Origin of the sequence: Streptomyces sp. NPDC058308, from assembly GCF_042880275.1 — a bacterium.
Taxonomy (GTDB): domain Bacteria; phylum Actinomycetota; class Actinomycetes; order Streptomycetales; family Streptomycetaceae; genus Streptomyces.
This window is the reverse complement of the sequence record NZ_JBHVZA010000029.1, coordinates 21,925-36,482: the sequence shown is the minus strand read 5'-3', so window position 1 is coordinate 36,482 and position 14,558 is coordinate 21,925. Positions and strand designations below refer to the sequence as shown.

Annotated in this window: 12 protein-coding genes; 8 read left to right on the top strand and 4 right to left on the bottom strand. The window is 72.7% G+C overall.

Annotation, left to right across the window (positions count from 1 at the left end; all coding sequences use genetic code 11):
- The first annotated feature begins 208 nt into the window (after window positions 1–208).
- Both ACFVYL_RS30820 and ACFVYL_RS30815 read left to right on the top strand, forming a co-directional pair.
- Window positions 209–1,432, top strand: coding sequence for an alpha/beta hydrolase family protein (locus ACFVYL_RS30820; protein WP_389721743.1), 1,224 nt, complete (start codon window positions 209–211; stop codon window positions 1,430–1,432).
- A 321-nt stretch (window positions 1,433–1,753) separates the two neighbouring features.
- Window positions 1,754–3,340: a sigma-70 family RNA polymerase sigma factor gene (locus tag ACFVYL_RS30815; RefSeq protein WP_389721741.1), complete on the top strand. Its 1,587-nt coding sequence runs from the start codon at window positions 1,754–1,756 to the stop codon at window positions 3,338–3,340.
- 44 nt (window positions 3,341–3,384) lie between these two features.
- Here ACFVYL_RS30815 and ACFVYL_RS30810 read toward each other — a convergent pair whose 3' ends face one another.
- On the bottom strand, window positions 3,385–4,503 hold the full coding sequence (locus ACFVYL_RS30810; protein WP_389721739.1) for a hypothetical protein: 1,119 nt from the start codon (window positions 4,501–4,503) through the stop codon (window positions 3,385–3,387).
- A 247-nt stretch (window positions 4,504–4,750) separates the two neighbouring features.
- Window positions 4,751–5,965, bottom strand: a complete 1,215-nt coding sequence (locus ACFVYL_RS30805) for an acyl-CoA dehydrogenase family protein (protein WP_389721737.1) — start codon at window positions 5,963–5,965, stop codon at window positions 4,751–4,753.
- 376 nt (window positions 5,966–6,341) lie between these two features.
- Between ACFVYL_RS30805 and ACFVYL_RS30800 the strand changes: the two genes are divergently transcribed.
- The 3 genes from ACFVYL_RS30800 to ACFVYL_RS30790 all read left to right on the top strand — a co-directional run bounded on the left by ACFVYL_RS30800 (window position 6,342) and on the right by ACFVYL_RS30790 (window position 9,722).
- Window positions 6,342–6,935, top strand: coding sequence for a M23 family metallopeptidase (locus ACFVYL_RS30800; RefSeq protein ID WP_389721735.1), 594 nt, complete (start codon window positions 6,342–6,344; stop codon window positions 6,933–6,935).
- An 85-nt stretch (window positions 6,936–7,020) separates the two neighbouring features.
- Entirely contained in the window at window positions 7,021–8,769 is a 1,749-nt protein-coding gene (locus ACFVYL_RS30795) for an ankyrin repeat domain-containing protein (protein ID WP_389721733.1), read from the top strand.
- Between the two features lie 86 nt (window positions 8,770–8,855).
- Window positions 8,856–9,722 carry a GyrI-like domain-containing protein gene (locus ACFVYL_RS30790; protein WP_389721731.1) on the top strand — a complete coding sequence of 289 codons (867 nt, stop codon included), beginning with the start codon at window positions 8,856–8,858 and terminating at the stop codon, window positions 9,720–9,722.
- Here the strand turns inward: ACFVYL_RS30790 and ACFVYL_RS30785 are convergent, their stop codons facing one another.
- Window positions 9,723–10,505: a helix-turn-helix domain-containing protein gene (locus ACFVYL_RS30785; protein WP_389721729.1), complete on the bottom strand. Its 783-nt coding sequence runs from the start codon at window positions 10,503–10,505 to the stop codon at window positions 9,723–9,725.
- An 86-nt stretch (window positions 10,506–10,591) separates the two neighbouring features.
- Here ACFVYL_RS30785 and ACFVYL_RS30780 point away from each other — a divergent pair, with 86 nt between their 5' ends.
- Window positions 10,592–11,395 (top strand): TSUP family transporter, encoded by an 804-nt coding sequence (locus ACFVYL_RS30780; protein ID WP_389721727.1) that lies wholly within the window; start codon window positions 10,592–10,594, stop codon window positions 11,393–11,395.
- Window positions 11,396–11,412: 17 nt separating this feature from the next.
- Here the strand turns inward: ACFVYL_RS30780 and ACFVYL_RS30775 are convergent, their stop codons facing one another.
- Window positions 11,413–12,564 (bottom strand): alpha/beta hydrolase, encoded by a 1,152-nt coding sequence (locus ACFVYL_RS30775; protein ID WP_389721725.1) that lies wholly within the window; start codon window positions 12,562–12,564, stop codon window positions 11,413–11,415.
- Window positions 12,565–13,073: 509 nt separating this feature from the next.
- Between ACFVYL_RS30775 and ACFVYL_RS30770 the strand changes: the two genes are divergently transcribed.
- Together ACFVYL_RS30770 and ACFVYL_RS30765 are read left to right on the top strand one after the other, a co-directional pair.
- A complete protein-coding gene (locus ACFVYL_RS30770) occupies window positions 13,074–13,493 on the top strand; it encodes an STAS domain-containing protein (protein WP_389721723.1) in 420 nt (139 codons plus the stop codon).
- A 103-nt stretch (window positions 13,494–13,596) separates the two neighbouring features.
- Complete coding sequence (locus ACFVYL_RS30765) at window positions 13,597–14,472, top strand: DUF1206 domain-containing protein (RefSeq protein ID WP_389721721.1); 876 nt, start codon at window positions 13,597–13,599, stop codon at window positions 14,470–14,472.
- Window positions 14,473–14,558 lie beyond the last annotated feature (86 nt).

Genomic DNA, 14,558 nt, shown 5'->3' with positions numbered 1-14,558 from the left:
CCTACGCGTGGACAACACCACGGGTCGACAACACGCCGGTGATCCACGCCGGGACCCGACGCCCACACACACGCGACAGCGCGGGATTCGGCCGGGTCGCCGTCGTACCAGAAGCGGATGCCCCCGCCCCGCGTACCTCTGAAGTCTGCATGTGCGTGCTACCGCAGGCTGACGTCGCGCCATCCCCCCTGTCATAGCGTCCATTGACATGACAGCCATCCGAACTTCCGTGCACAGGCGCACCCTTGTCTCCGCCGTCGCCCTCGGCGTCGTCCTGACGGTCGCGGGCGGGTCGGCGGCGTTCGCCGCAGGTTCCGGCGGCACCGGTGCCGTGCGTGTCGGCGCCGGGCGCGTCGGCGCCTCTGCGAGTGATCCGGCGACGGCGGAGCTCCATCTGCCGCGCCCCACCGGCCTGTTCGGGGTGGGGCGCGACACCCTGCATCTCGTCGACAAGAGCCGCCGTGACCCCTGGGTGCCCTCGGCGGGCGCGCGCGAGTTGATGGTCTCCGTGTACTACCCCGGGCGGCACGGCGGCGGCAGCCCCACCTCGTACACCTCCGAGGAGGAGGCCCGGCTCCTGCTGGAGTGGTGGAAGGTGGACGCGCGGATCTCCGCGGCCGCGTACAGCTCCACACGCACCTTCGCGCGCGCCGGGGCGAAGCCCGCCCCTGGACGGTTCCCGTTGATCGTGCTCTCTCCCGGGTTCACCGCTCCCCGCACCACGTTGACGCACCTCGCCGAGGATCTGGCGAGCCGTGGCTTCGTGGTGGCCACCGTCGACCACGCCTACGAGTCCGTCGGCACGGCCTTCCCCGGCGGCCGGATGCTCACCTGCCGGGCCTGCGCCCCCGTCGAGGAGCCCGGCGGCGGCGAGATCGCCACCGAGGGGCGGGCGAAGGATCTCTCGTACGTCATCGACCGGCTGACCGGCCGAAAAGCGTCCTGGCGGCTTGCCCGCATGATCGACCCCGGGCGGATCGGCGCGGGCGGGCACTCCATAGGCGGCTCCGCCGCGCTCGCCACCATGGCGGCCGATCCCCGGGTACGGGCGGGCATGAACATGGACGGCCATTTCCACGTCAGGCCCGACTCGATCGGCGGCCGTCCCTTCCTGATGCTGGGCACTGAGGTGCAGCACACGCCGGGGGTCGAGGACGGCAAGAACTGGGACGAGGCGTGGCAGGGGCTCGACGGCTGGAAGCGCTGGCTCACCGTCAGGGGTTCCGGGCACTTCACGTTCACCGACGTGCCCGTTCTGGCGGGTCAGGCCGGTGTGGACGATCCCGAGGTGCCGCTGTCCGGTGAGCGTTCCGAGCGGATCACCCGGGCGTACGTCGGAGCCTTCTTCGAGCAGCAGCTGCGCGGTGTCCCGCAGCCGCTGCTCGACGGGCCGACGCCGGGGAACCCGGAGGTCGCCTTCCGGCGGCGCTGACCGGTCGGCCGGTGGGGGGCGGCTGCGTAGGGGCCGCCTCCCGCAGGAGCTGACCGGGTGCGCGACCGTCACGCCGGGCTCACGGCCTGGGCCCGGTCTGGAGCCTGGCCTGGGGATCAGCGTGGTCGCGCCGCTCGTGACCTGGGGTTGTTCGTCCTGCCGGGCTCGCTCTGACATCGTGGCCTCGACCTCACGTCGAGGGTCGGACTTCACTCGATACGGTCAGCAGACCCCGCCCCACGGTTTCTGTTATCGAGGTGGGCGCAGGGCGTCTCCTCTACGACGGAGGAGACAGCCCCCCACACAGAAAGTGGTCACAGCGTGAGCAGCGAACGCCACATCGCGATGATCAGAGCGGCGCAGGACGGGAACCAGCGGGCGCAGGACGCGCTGGTCGCGGAGTACCTGCCCCTCGTCTACAACATCGTCGGACGGGCCCTGAACGGCCATGCGGACGTGGACGACGTGGTGCAGGAGACCATGCTCCGCGTCCTCGGCGGCCTGGACGGACTGCGCGGTCCGGAGAACTTCCGCAGCTGGCTGGTCGCCATCACCATGAACCAGATACGCGGCCACTGGCGGGAGCGCGCCTCGTCCGCGATACCCACCGGCGCCGGCCTCGCGGACGGGTACGACGTGGTGGATCCGGGTGCGGACTTCGTGGATCTGACCATCACGCGGCTCGGGCTCTCGGGGCAGCGCAGGGAGACCGCCGAGGCCACCCGGTGGCTGGACGAGGACGACCGGGCCCTGCTGTCGCTGTGGTGGCTGGAGTCCGCGGGCGAGCTCACGCGGGCGGAGGTCGCCGAGGCCCTCGAGCTGTCATCCCAGCACGCGGCGGTGCGGGTGCAGCGGATGAAGGCGCAGCTGGAGACGGCTCGCGTCGTCGTCCGCGCCCTGGCGGCCAACCCGCCGTGCCCGGTGCTGCGGCAGATCACGGCCGGCTGGGACGGCGTGCCCTCGGCCCTGTGGCGCAAGCGGCTGGCCCGCCACGCCCGCGACTGCGCGGCCTGCGAGGGCCACTGGTCGAACCTGGTCCCCGCCGAGGGCCTGCTGGTCGGGCTCGGTCTGGTCCCGGTGGGTGCCGCGCTCGCCGCCCTGGTCGTCCCGCCCGACCTCGTCGAGGTCGGACACGCCGCGGCCGCCCCCGCTCCTGGTGAGGAGGCTCCGGTCGCCGCGCGGACGCAGGCCCGCCGCGACCGGGCCAGACGCCGGCGCCGTACGACCGGGGCGGCCGCCGCGGTCCTCGCGCTCGGCATCGGCGGCACCGCGGTGCATCTCCTCACCGGCCCGGAGACGGACGAGAGTGCGCCGTCCACCGCCGCCGCACCGGCCTCCCCCACTCCCTCTCCGGCATCGAAGAGCGCCTCCCCCTCGCGCTCCGCGTCCCCCAGCTCCAAGCCGTCACCCAGCAAGTCGAAGAAGAAGACCAAGCCCTCCCCGAGCCACAGCGCCGCGAAGCCCAAGCCGAAGCCGACGCCCAAGCCCACGTCCGAGGCGCCGGGACCCGCGCCGTCGAAGCCGAGCGGCACGGCCGTGCAGGTCGTCGCGCTGGTCAACACCGAGCGCGCCAAGGCGGGTTGCGGCCCGGTCCGGTCCAACGGCAAGCTCGCCACGGCGGCCGCCAAGCACTCCGCCGACATGGCGGCCCGCGACTACTTCGACCACACCAGCCCGGACGGCACGGACCCCGGCGACCGCATCACCGCGGCCGGCTACCGCTGGAGCACGTACGGGGAGAACATCGCCCGCGGCCAGCGGTCCCCGGCGTCGGTGATGGACTCGTGGATGAACAGCCCCGGCCACCGCGCCAACATCCTCAACTGCGACTTCAAGGAGCTGGGCGTGGGCATCAACAACGGCTCCGGCGGGCCGTGGTGGACCCAGGCCTTCGGCACGGCGCTCTGACGCGGCCGGTTCCCGGCGGCTGCCGGGGGTTCAAACACAGGCTCTCAGCCGACCTGCTGGGTGTGGAACTGTTCGAGGCGCCGTTGCGCGAGCAGCAGCGTGCCGCGCTGGCGGCCGGGCACCCGGCGGCGCAGGGCGACCAGGGCGGGCCCGAGGCCGCGGACGGCCTCGGGGTCGCGTACGCGGTCCCACAGGTGATGGGCGCGGTCCGCCGCGGCCTCCACCTCCGGGGAGTCGGGAGCCTGTCCCGCCGTGAGGCGGGCCGAGGCGACCGCGAGCCACGTCTCGCAGCTGCGCGCCGGGTCCCCGGCGAACCTCGCCAGGTCCGCCCGTACTTCCATCCAGTGGATGGCCTCCTTCGAACCCGCCCCGTGCATCCGCAGCGCGCTCTGCTCCCACGAGGCCGCGAGGGCCGACGCCTCGCTGTGCCGGCCCGCCTCGACGGCCGCGGTGATCGCCGCGTGCGGGTCCATGCCCGCGTCGGCCTGCTGCGCAGGAGGCGGGGCGGGGACGGGTGCGGCGGCCGGAGGCGCGCCCGGGTCGTGGACCGGCAGGAGGTCCTGGGCGTCCTCGCCGAGGCTCTGGGCGGCGGCGTGCTGGTGCAGTTGGAGGAGTGGCGGGCGGTGACCGCTGCGCAGGATGGTCGCGAGGGCCTTCATGTACGCGGGGGTCGCTGGTGTGCGGCGCCGGGACGGCGGCGCGATGCGGCCGTAGAGCGCCACGGCCGGGCCCGCGTCGAGGGGATGCGCGGTGAGGGCCTGCCAGCTCTCGGGGTCGGTGTGCAGATCGGCGAGGACCGTGGTGGTGCCCGCCGGGCGCAGCCGCAGCTCCTGCGTGATCCAGTGCCAGGGGAACCCGGTGTAGCGCACGGTCGCCGTGGTGGTCCTGGCGAGCGCGACGTGCAACTGCCGCTGGCGCCGGTCAAGATGGACCTGACCGATGAGGTAGATCGTCAGGGGTCCGGGAGCCATGGCCGCCGCGCGCAGCCGGGTGAGGACCGTCTGCGGGTCCAGGGGGTCGGCCAGTTCCACGATGCTCGCGGTCGGCGTTCCGGCGAGCGTCTGGGGTGGCACCGCCGCGAGGACGGGAAGCACGGAGGCCGCGTCCACCAGTCGCCCCTTGCCCACCGGGGCAGCCGCGACGAGCAGCACCGTTCCAGGCATGGGCCCCTCCTTCTCGATCAGCACGTCAGCACCGTATCCGCATCTCACGCCGGGCGCGCCCGTCGGACGGACTTCACGGCCGACCCTAGGGCAGACCGTACGGCCGAGGCATGGGTCCCAAGTGGGGCCGGTGCTTTTGGAGTCGGCGACGGTGCCGTGCGGGCGGCGACGCCGGAACACCGGTACGGACGGTGTACTGACGGGAAGGGCCAGGCCTGATGGCCCTTTCCCGGGGCCACCCATGCGTTCACCAGTCGGAGTTCTCCGCATCACCCATGTGGAAGCCGAGCGTCGACCGGCCCACGTACCGCAGGCATTCCTCGGGGCCCGCGGGCAGCGTCGAGCAGAAGGCGGCCTCGCGGAGCAGGCGTTCGAGCGGGCTCGGTCTTCGCAGGGCGTCGGGGCCGCAGATCCGTACGGCGGCCAGGGCCAGGCGAGGGGCCAGTTCGCCGACGCAGTACTTCGCCGCGTGTACCGCGGTGTCGGCCTCCAGGGTGCCCTTCTCCTCGTCGACCAGCCGCGCGGCGGAGTAGACCAGCGAGCGGGCCGCCCTGAGGTCGACGGCGAGCCGGCCGACGTCCGCCTGGATGGCCGACGAGGAGCGGCGGAGCTCGTCGTCCCGCAGGAGACGGACCATCGACCTCAGGATGGACTCCGCGATGCCCAGATGCGCGCCGAGGCAGCCGGACACAGCCCAGTGCGGCTCCCGTACGAGCCGGAACAGGGACAGCCCCTCGGCACCGAGGAACAGTCGGTGCCGTGGGACGGGCACGTCGCTCATCGTCATGGTGGCGGTCCACGTGCCGCGCAGCGCGGGCGCGTTGCCGGGGTCCGAGAAGGCGACGCCGTGATCGTCCTTCGAGACCACGAAATGCGACACCCTGTCGCTGATCACGGAACCTTCCGCACGGGCCGCGACCACGTAGTGATCGGCGATCCCGGCGGGCGACACCGCGGACTTGGTGCCTTTCAGCGCATAGCCGTCGCCGGACCGCCGGTAGGTGACCCGAATGTCGCGGAGCCTGGTTCCGGAGCCCGTCTCGGACGTGGCGGAGGCGAACATCGCGTCGCTCTCCACCACTTGGGCGAAGAGCCAGGAGCGGAACCGGTCGGCGGCAACGGGGAGTTCGGATCCGCCGGTCTCGCACAGCGAGCCGATGGCCACGTTGTGCGTGTGGAATCCGATGGCCGTCGCGGCGTCGCCGACGGCCAGCGTCTCCAGGACCTTGGTGTAGTCGAGGAAGGACAGCCCCGCGCCGCCGAACTGCCGGGGCACCAGCAGCTTCAGGAGTCCGGCCTCACGTATCAGGCGGTAGCCGCGGTGCGGGGCGATGCGGCCGCGGTCGACCTCGGCCGAGGTGCGGGAGAGCTCCTGCGCCGTACCGCGCACCCGGTCGAGGAGAGCCGTGGTCTCCGCGGCGTCCATGGCGTGTGTCCGGTCCTCTCCATCGACGCGTTCCACCCCGACTCCAGGGAGCGTTCCGTCGCCGGAGCGAACGCGTCTCCCTGCTCCCGTTGTCCTGACGTCGTCATGCGAGGCACAACCCCCTTGATGTGCACAGCAATACGGAAACCCGGCAAGGGCTCGTCGGGCGCGACGCGTTGTCAGTATCGTCACGACGTTTGAAACACGTCCAATATCTGTTCGTACTCGGCCCCAGTCCGGTCAGTTATGGGGGAATTGGTGCTCCTGGCGGCAGGTGGACACACCGGGGCCATGTCCACCGGATGGCCCAGCCGACGTGCGTTCCCCGGTTCCGGACGGTCTGCTGACGTAGATGGGTTACGACATAGAAAACCCGCGCCGAGCGGGCACCACACGACGTGACGCACTGGGCATGGCAGCGGTGCTGCTGACGGGCGGAGCCTTCTCCGTGGGAGCGGACTCGCCCTGGGACGGCCCACAGCCCGACGACTCCTGCGCGGTCACCTACGACGCCGAGTTCGAGGCGGCCCTCGCACAGGGCGACGCGGAAGTCCCGCAGGACGAGGCCCGCGGCCTCGAACAGGGCGGCCCGCCCCGGCGTTTCAAACTGCCACTGCGCCGCCGCTACCGGGTCACCACCCGCTACGGCGTGCGCGGCAACTGGCTCACGGGCCACCACACCGGAGTCGACCTCGCGGTCCCGCGGGGCACCCCCGTATACGCGGTGGGCGGCGGAGTCGTGGTGCTGGCCCGCTGGTCCGGGGCGTACGGCAACGCCGTCACCGTGCGGATGCCGGACGGGCACTACGCGGTGTACGGGCACCTCTCCCGCATCCGGGTGCGGCAGGGCGCCCGCGTCGGCGCCGGTTCGCGGCTCGGAAGCAGCGGCAGCACCGGCCGCGCCACCGGACCCCACCTCCATCTGGAGATCAGGGCCCGGCGCGGCTACGGCTCGGACATCAATCCCTACCGGTACCTGGCCCGGCGGGGCGCCCGCCTCTGGTGACGGTCCGGGCCGGGTCGGGTCGGGACGGGACGGGACGAACCTTGTCGCGCGGCCCGTTGTCAGACCCTGCTGCCAGCATGAACGCATGGGATTCTTTGACGACTTGGTGTTTCCGGAGGAACCGGCCGAGCCGCGCGGCGAAGTGGTCAGGCTGGGCCCTTGGGGAGACGACGCGCCCCGCGACCGGCCACCGGCCGACTGGTTCGCGCCGGCACTGGTGCCACAACTGGCGGTGGCCGGTGCCGGACCGGCCGCCAAGGTGCTGGTGACCGGCTGGTCCGTGTGGCCGGACTCGGTCACTTTGCACCTCTCCGTGCACCGGCTGGTGCTCCGGCAGGACGAGCGTCGCGACCGGCAGTCGGGGCTCCGGGTGGGGCTCCTGCTGGCGGACGGCCGGCAGGTGACCTCGCTCGACGCGCCCGAGGAGTCGGTGCTCGGGCCGGCGCAGATGTATGCCGCGATGAGCGCGCAGGGAGCGCGGTCCGGCCTGATCCCGCTGGATCCGGCCCTGAGCGACGGCCGTGGGGCACTCTTCAGGACGGCCGTCGACCTGTACCTGCCGGAGCTGCCGCCGCCCGGCGTGACGCGGCTGGTCGTGGAGTGGCCCGACGAAGACGTTCCCGAGACCGCCACGCCGGTCGACGCCGACGCACTGCGCGCCGCGGCCACCCGCGCCATGGAGGTGTGGCCCGGCCTTCCGGCCCGGGGCACGGAGGCGGACACGGGCCCCGAGCTCATCATGGTGGCGCAGTGGGACGGTCCGCCCGAATTCCTCGCCCGCCCGGCGTCCGCGTACGAGCGCAGGATGCGTCGGGAGCAGGAGGAGGAGCGGGTGCGTTACGTGCCGCGGGCCGACTGGGAGGGCATGCGGTACGAGGACTGGGGCGACGCGGCACTGCTCCGGGCCCGCCTCGACGGCGGCGCACGGGCCGACGCCGTCGTCTGGTCCGGCGCCACTCCCCTGCATCTGGCCGCGGAGCGGGGCGACGCGGCGGCGGTGGCCGTGCTGCTCCCCCACGTCGCGCGGGTCGACGTGGCCGACGAGGAAGGGCACACCGCGCTGTGGCACGCCGCCTGCCGGGGCGACGAGGAGAGCGTGCGTGCCCTCGTCGCGGCCGGAGCGGACGTGTGGAGTCCGCAGACCGGCCCCTGGTCGCCGGGCCGGCTGCTCCTGACGACACCGCTCGCGCCGACCGTCGCGGGGCTGCCTGGTGCGGTGCCGCTGCCGGCGGAGGAGCTGGCCGCCTTCCGTGCCGCGGACGCGCTCATCGAGGCGTTCGACGACGAGGCGTGGACCGAAGGGCTCGGCATCGCCTTCGTCCGCGATCTGGACGAGGAGGAGGTCGTCCGGCGGCTGGGCGCGGACCCGGCGCGCTGCCCCGAAGTCGCGCCGGAGCACGCCCCGTTCGACAAGGAGGACTACGACGCGCCCTTGCGCTACGTCTCGGTGACCGCCCTGCCCGGCAGCCCCGGCGGCTGCGTCATCACACAGGACGGGTACATGCCGAGCGACGACGGCGTACTGCAGGCGATATCACCGCGGACCACCGCGTACGGGGTGTACTTCAACCCCAAGGGCGGCACACACGGCACCCTCGTCAGGGACGGCCGGTGCGTGGACCGCGAGGAGATCTATCCCGATCCGGACGCGGCGCAACCGTCGGCGTACTGGCGCTTCCGCTTCTGGCAGTCCGGGCCCGGGGCCCCGTACACCGCACGCGAGCTGGCCTACGCCTGTGCGGCTGCCGGGCTCCGCGTCACCGACGGGCGCGCGGCCACCGACAACAGTCGCCCACGCCGCTGGGTGGAGCTGCCGCCGGAGCTCAGGCGCTGACCCGACCGCATCGGGCACAGAATGTCGGGTCCGACACCGTACGCGCGCCCTAGCGTGGTGATCGCAGGAGAGGAAGGAGGCCCGGCGTGCTGGAGCGGCTCAACCAGGCCATGGAGTACATCGAGCGCCATCTCGGCCAGTCCGTCGACGTGGCAGAGGCGGCACGCGTCGCGGCCACCTCGGAGTACCACCTGCGCCGGATGTTCTCGGCGCTCGCGGGCATGCCGCTGTCGGAGTACGTCCGGCGTCGGCGGCTCACGCTCGCGGGCGCCGAGGTGCTCGCGGGGCGGGACACGCTCCTGGAGATCGCGGTCCGCCACGGCTACGGCTCGGGCGAGGCGTTCGCCCGGGCGTTCCGCGCCATGCACGGCATCGGGCCCGGCGAGGCCAGGCGCACCGCGGCGACGCTCAGCTCCCAGTCCCGGATGACCTTCCGCCTCACCATCGAAGGGGGCAGCGATATGCGCTATCGCGTGGTGGACAAGCCGGCCTTCACCGTCGTCGGGCCCAAGGCCCGGGTGCCGCTGGTGCACGCGGGCCCGAACCAGGCGATCATCGACTTCGTCCGGGCGATTCCCCGAGCGGACACGGAGCGTCTGGAGAAGCTGTCGGAGCACGAGCCGCGGGGTGTCCTCGCCGTCTGCGACGACCTGGACCCGAGCCGTGCCGAAGGCACCGAACTCGACTACTACCAAGGTGTCGTCACGTCCGCGCCCGCCCCGGAAGGCGCGGCCACGCTGTCCGTTCCGGCCGGGACGTGGGCGGTCTTCGCGACCTCGGGGCCGGTACCGGAAACCATCCAGTACCTGTGGCGTGACGTGTTCACCGAGTGGTTCCCGTCGAACCCGTACCGCGGCCGTCCCGGCCCCGAGATCCTGCGCACGCGCCCTTCGGCGGACGGGGCCGAGGCGGACGCCGAGCTCTGGCTCCCCGTGGAGCGGGAACAGGACTGATCAGGACCCGCCGACGCCCCTCCGGCCCGCGGCGAAGCGGGACGGCGGGAGGCCGAAGGCGCGGGTGAAGGCGGCGGTGAACGCCGCGGGGGACGAGTAGCCGATCCGGGCGCCGACCTCGCTGACCGAGGCGGTGCGCAGGAGCGGGAGGGCCGCGAGCAGCCGGGCGCGGCCCCGCCACACGGCTGGGCTGTCGCCCGTCTCGGCGCGGAAGCGCCGGGTGAAGGCCCGTTCGCTCATCGCGGTCCGGGCGGCCCACGCGGCGTTGGTGGCGTCGGGGTCAGGCGCGGCCAAGTACGCGCGGCAGAGCCCGGCGAGGTCGGCGGAGGCGGGGATCCCCACGTGGAAGGGGAGCGGGGCGCGCTCGGCGATCTCGTACAGGAGAAGCGCGGCGATGCTCCCGGACCGCCCGGAGAGGCTGTAGTCCGCCTCGAACTCGACCGCGGCCAGGAGCAGTTCGCGCAGCAGCGGCGGCACGTCCACGACCGTGCAGGTGGTGGGCCACCACGGGACGGCGTGCGGTTCGATGTAGAGGCTCCGGGTGCTCACCCCCAGCATGCGGACCCGGTGGCGGGTGGCGGGCGGGATCAGTACGGCGCGCTCGGGCGGCACGGTCCAGGCGCCTTCGGCGGTGTCGACGGCCATGACCCCGGTGGCGCCGTAGAGGAACTGCGCCCGACGGTGTTCGTGCCAGTCCAGGACGTGGCCGGGGGCGTAGTCGGTGCCGATCGGCAGGACGGCCCGGTCGACGTGGTCGACCTCGGCCAGCGGGACGTTCCTCACCGGGTCCACTGTAGTGGCCGGGACGCGAAGAAACCGGGCCGACCATCGGATGCGAGCCACTGAGCGCGCCTGATGGGGTGGTCCGCATGGTCTTTGTGATGTTGGTCGGGGTGGGGCTCCTCACCGGTGTGACGACGGTGCTGTTCGGCTTCGGCGGCGGGTTCGTGGCGGTGCCGGTCGTGGTGTGGGCGGACGCCGTGCTCGGGGCGGACGCGATGCGGGTGGCGACGGCCACGTCGGCCCTGGTGATGGTGGTGAACGCGGCGTTCGCGACGGCCGTCACCCCGCGGCGGGTGCTCCGTGCGCTCCGTGGCAGCGGCGGACTGCTCGTGCTGCTGACGGCCGGTGCCTCGGCCGGGGCGTTCGCCGCCCGTCTCGCCCCGGCCGGCCTGGCCCGCTGGGCGTTCGTCGGCTATGTCGCGCTCACCATCGTCGACTTGCTGCTGCGCCCGGGCTTCGTGCGCCCGCACCCGCGGACGGCGGTGGCCACCGACGCTCCGCGCCCGCTGCCGGCCGCCCTCGGCGCACCGATCGGCGCCGTCGCCGCCTTCCTAGGTGTGGGCGGCAGTGTCATGACCGTCCCGGCGATGCGGCGGGCCGGGCACCCCATGCGAGTGGCGACCTCGCTGGCCAACCCGCTGACCCTCGCCATCGCGCTCCCGGCCACGGCGGTCTCGCTCTGCGTGGCGGCGGTCCCGGCCGCGTCGGACGCTCACGTGCACCTGGTGGGTCTGCTCGACTACCGCGCGGCCTCGGCGCTGTTGCTCGGTGCCCTGCCGGTCATCGCGGTGCTGCGACGTCGCCCGCCGCGGATACCCGATCGCACCCACGCCTGGGCGTACGTCGGGCTGCTCGCCCTCGTGTCGATCGTGATGCTGCTGCTCTCCTGAGGGCGTCCGGCACCGACTCAGGGTTCCTGTCGCCAGCCGGTGGTGTCGGGGCACGGGGTGGACGTCGCACCGAAGGCGAAGCGGAGGAAGTGCTCCAGTGCCGGCGTCCAGGTGGAGAAGTCGTGTCCGCCGGGGCCCGAGCAGTACCGGTGGGGGACGCTCTGCTGCTTCAGCGTCGCGTGGAGCTCGTTGTTCCACGTGTACGGGTCCTCGTTCCGGCCGGCGTAGAGCGCCAGCTTCCCCTGGTACGACCGGTACGCGTCGGGTCGGCTCCCGGCGACCTGGGCCGGATTGAACGCCGTCCAGCCGGACTGCGGTCCGAAGACCAGCTCGGTGCGCTGGAGCGCGCCGGGGTTGCCGGGGAACAGGTACTTCCAGTAGTTCCCCGCGTCGCTGCCCGAGCCGTGCCTCCAGAAGCGGGCCCCGTAGAGGGTGGTGCCCTCGTTGACGATCTGCTGGTGATCGGGGCGCCGGATGTCCGTACCGCCGGAGAAGGCGCCGACGGCACTGAACAGGTCGGGGCGCTGGGCCGCGTACTTCAGTGCGCCGTAACCGCCCATGGACATGCCCGCGACGGCGCGACGGCCGGACGTGGCGAAGTGCGCGTCGATCCAGGGCACCAACTGCTTGATGTGGAAGGTCTCCCACAGGGGCGCGAAGTTGCCGTAGGTGGCGCCCTGCCAGTCGGAGTAGAAGCCAACTCTGCCGCCTTCGGGCATCACGACGATGCCCTTGAAACCGGCCTTCGTGACGCTGTCGGTGACGTTGCCGCCGCCGCTCGTCCACTGCTCGTAGTCGGCGGCGCCGCCGTTGAGGAGGTAGAGCACGGGGTAGGCGGCCGATGGGTCGTAGCCCTCGGGCAGCTCGACGCGCACCCGTACGGGTCTGCGCACCGGGTCGATCTGCGGCGCCCCGGGCCCGCGCGGGGTGTAGAGCGCGCCCGTGGTGAACTCGGCCTCGCAGACGAGGCCGTCGGGCGAGAGCTGCCAGTACTGCATGTCCAGGCCGTTCGAGTCACCCGACCCGATGGCCGGGCAGCTCACGGCGGCCGCCGAAGCGGCCGGTGCCGGCGTCCCGGTGAGCACCAGGGTGGCGGCCAGGGCGGTGGACGCCGACCACGTCTTCGCGGATCTCCTCCACCCGGGCGCGGATCGTCTCCACCCGTGCACGGATTTTCTCCACCCTTGCATGGCCCCCACCCATCTGGTCGATGTCCGGGGAACGTCCCGGCGCGAACGGCGTTTTCGACGCTATCGCCGCCGGGACTCGCCCACATACAGCCGCGGTTGGACATCGGCTACCGCGATGGTTTACCCCGCCGTACCGGTCTGCCCGCTCTGCCCCGCCTGCGTGGCCTTGCCGGAGGTGCAGCGCCCCTGCCGGAGGTGGCGTGTCCCTGCCGGAGGCGAGGCCGGGGCCACTGATTTCCGTGCGCCCTCGGAACGACACCGGGCGGCTCCCGCCGGGCTCCCGCGCGACCCCGCGACCCAATTCACGTGCATAACTACGCTCCGTAGTCGCGGAGTTGACGTGTGATCGGCTACGACACTCGGCCAATCTCCCCGCCCCATGAGGGTAAGAATGGCCCTGAGCGGGAACGATTGACACATGAACTCGGTGCCGCCCGGGACTTCGGTGGCGTCCGGCGCCGGTCATTGCACGTCACGCCATCGCTTTGTTGGTTACTCTCCGTGAAGGGAGAGAGACACTGCTGGACTGGGAAACGGGCACCGCCGACTTCACCTTCGGCCTGCACCACCGCGTGGTGAACGGCACTGATGTCCTTGCGTTTTGGGGCGAACTGGACGCCTGGGCCGACCAGGAGCTCGCCCCCCGTGTCACGACACTCCTCGACAGGGCCGGCCCCCGGGTCGTCACTGATCTACGAAAGGTGACCTTCATGGACGCCGGCGGCCTGCGGCTGCTGGTCCGGATCCGCAATCAAGTCGCCCACGACCAGGGCACCTTGTGGCTCGTTCCCGGCAGCGCGCGCAACTGGCGTCTGCTGCGCATCACCGCCCTCGACCGGGCGTTCACCATTCCGGCCTGCGCTCCGGCCTCCTGCGCGCGGACCGGTGCCCGCAGCGGATTCCACTGACCCGCCACAGCCACGGACAGAACCGCACGCCACAACACCCCCCAGCCGTATCGAGAACACCCGGGATCCGCATGGGACGGAGAGCGCGGGGCATCCGGGAGCCATGAATCTCCCCTCCATACGCCGCTCCTCCAGACGCCGCCCCTCGGCCACCCTGCGCGGCAAGCGCAAGGCCCGTAAGGCGGCCAAGGGGCGGAGCGTCGCCACGGTGGCGCGCGCCGGATTCGTCGGCCGCGGCGTCCTGTACCTCCTGGTCGGCGCGCTGGCCCTGCGGATCGCCTTCTCCGACGGCGGCGGTGGCCGCCAGGCGGACCGCGGCGGCGCGATGGCGGAGCTCGCTGACAAGCCCTTCGGCAACGTACTGCTCTGGACGCTCGGCTGCGCCCTTGCCGGTATGGCGCTGTGGCGTCTCTCGGAAGCCCTCTTCGGACAGGCCGGACCCGACGGCGACAGCGCGGGCAAACGGGCCATGGCCGCCGTGCGCTGCGTCTTCTACGGCTTCGTGGCGTACTCCGTCCTCGCCTACGCCACGGGCGACGAGGGCAGCGGCAGCGGTGCGAGCGACCGGAACACCCAGGACGCGACGGCCAAGGTGCTCGACTGGCCCGGCGGGCAGTGGATCGTCGCCGCCGCGGGCGTCGGAGTGATCGTCGCGGGGCTCTGGATCGCCGGGCGCGCCCTCCTGCGCAAGTTCCACAAGCGGCTGCGCATGTCCGAGATGTCGCAGCGCGTGCGCCGCGGTGTCGACGCCCTCGGAGTCTCCGGCGGCGCGACCCGAGGCGCGGTGTTCGCCGCCGCGGGCGGCTTCGCCGTCGCCGCGGCGCTCAAGCACAAGCCGGGCGAGGCCAAAGGCATGGACAACACCCTGCGCTCCTTCGCCGACACCGGTGCGGGACCCTGGCTGCTCGTGCTGGTCGCCGTCGGCCTCGGCGCCTTCGGGCTCTTCTCGTGGGCCAACGCGCGCTGGCGCAAGCTCTGACGACCGGCCGGGCAGGGTGCGCACGATCCTCCGGCGCACCCTGCTGCCGATGACACCAGATGCCAGGACGCCCCTGAGCGCCAGGA

What these genes read in the sequence shown, in the direction of transcription:
- ACFVYL_RS30820 (WP_389721743.1), top strand. Translation starts at nt 209, where the DNA reads ATGACAGCCATCCGAACTTCCGTGCACAGGCGCACCCTTGTCTCCGCC.
- ACFVYL_RS30810 (WP_389721739.1), bottom strand. Translation starts at nt 4,503, where the DNA reads ATGCCTGGAACGGTGCTGCTCGTCGCGGCTGCCCCGGTGGGCAAGGGG.
- ACFVYL_RS30800 (WP_389721735.1), top strand. Translation starts at nt 6,342, where the DNA reads ATGGCAGCGGTGCTGCTGACGGGCGGAGCCTTCTCCGTGGGAGCGGAC.
- ACFVYL_RS30795 (WP_389721733.1), top strand. Translation starts at nt 7,021, where the DNA reads ATGGGATTCTTTGACGACTTGGTGTTTCCGGAGGAACCGGCCGAGCCG.
- ACFVYL_RS30780 (WP_389721727.1), top strand. Translation starts at nt 10,592, where the DNA reads ATGGTCTTTGTGATGTTGGTCGGGGTGGGGCTCCTCACCGGTGTGACG.
- ACFVYL_RS30765 (WP_389721721.1), top strand. Translation starts at nt 13,597, where the DNA reads ATGAATCTCCCCTCCATACGCCGCTCCTCCAGACGCCGCCCCTCGGCC.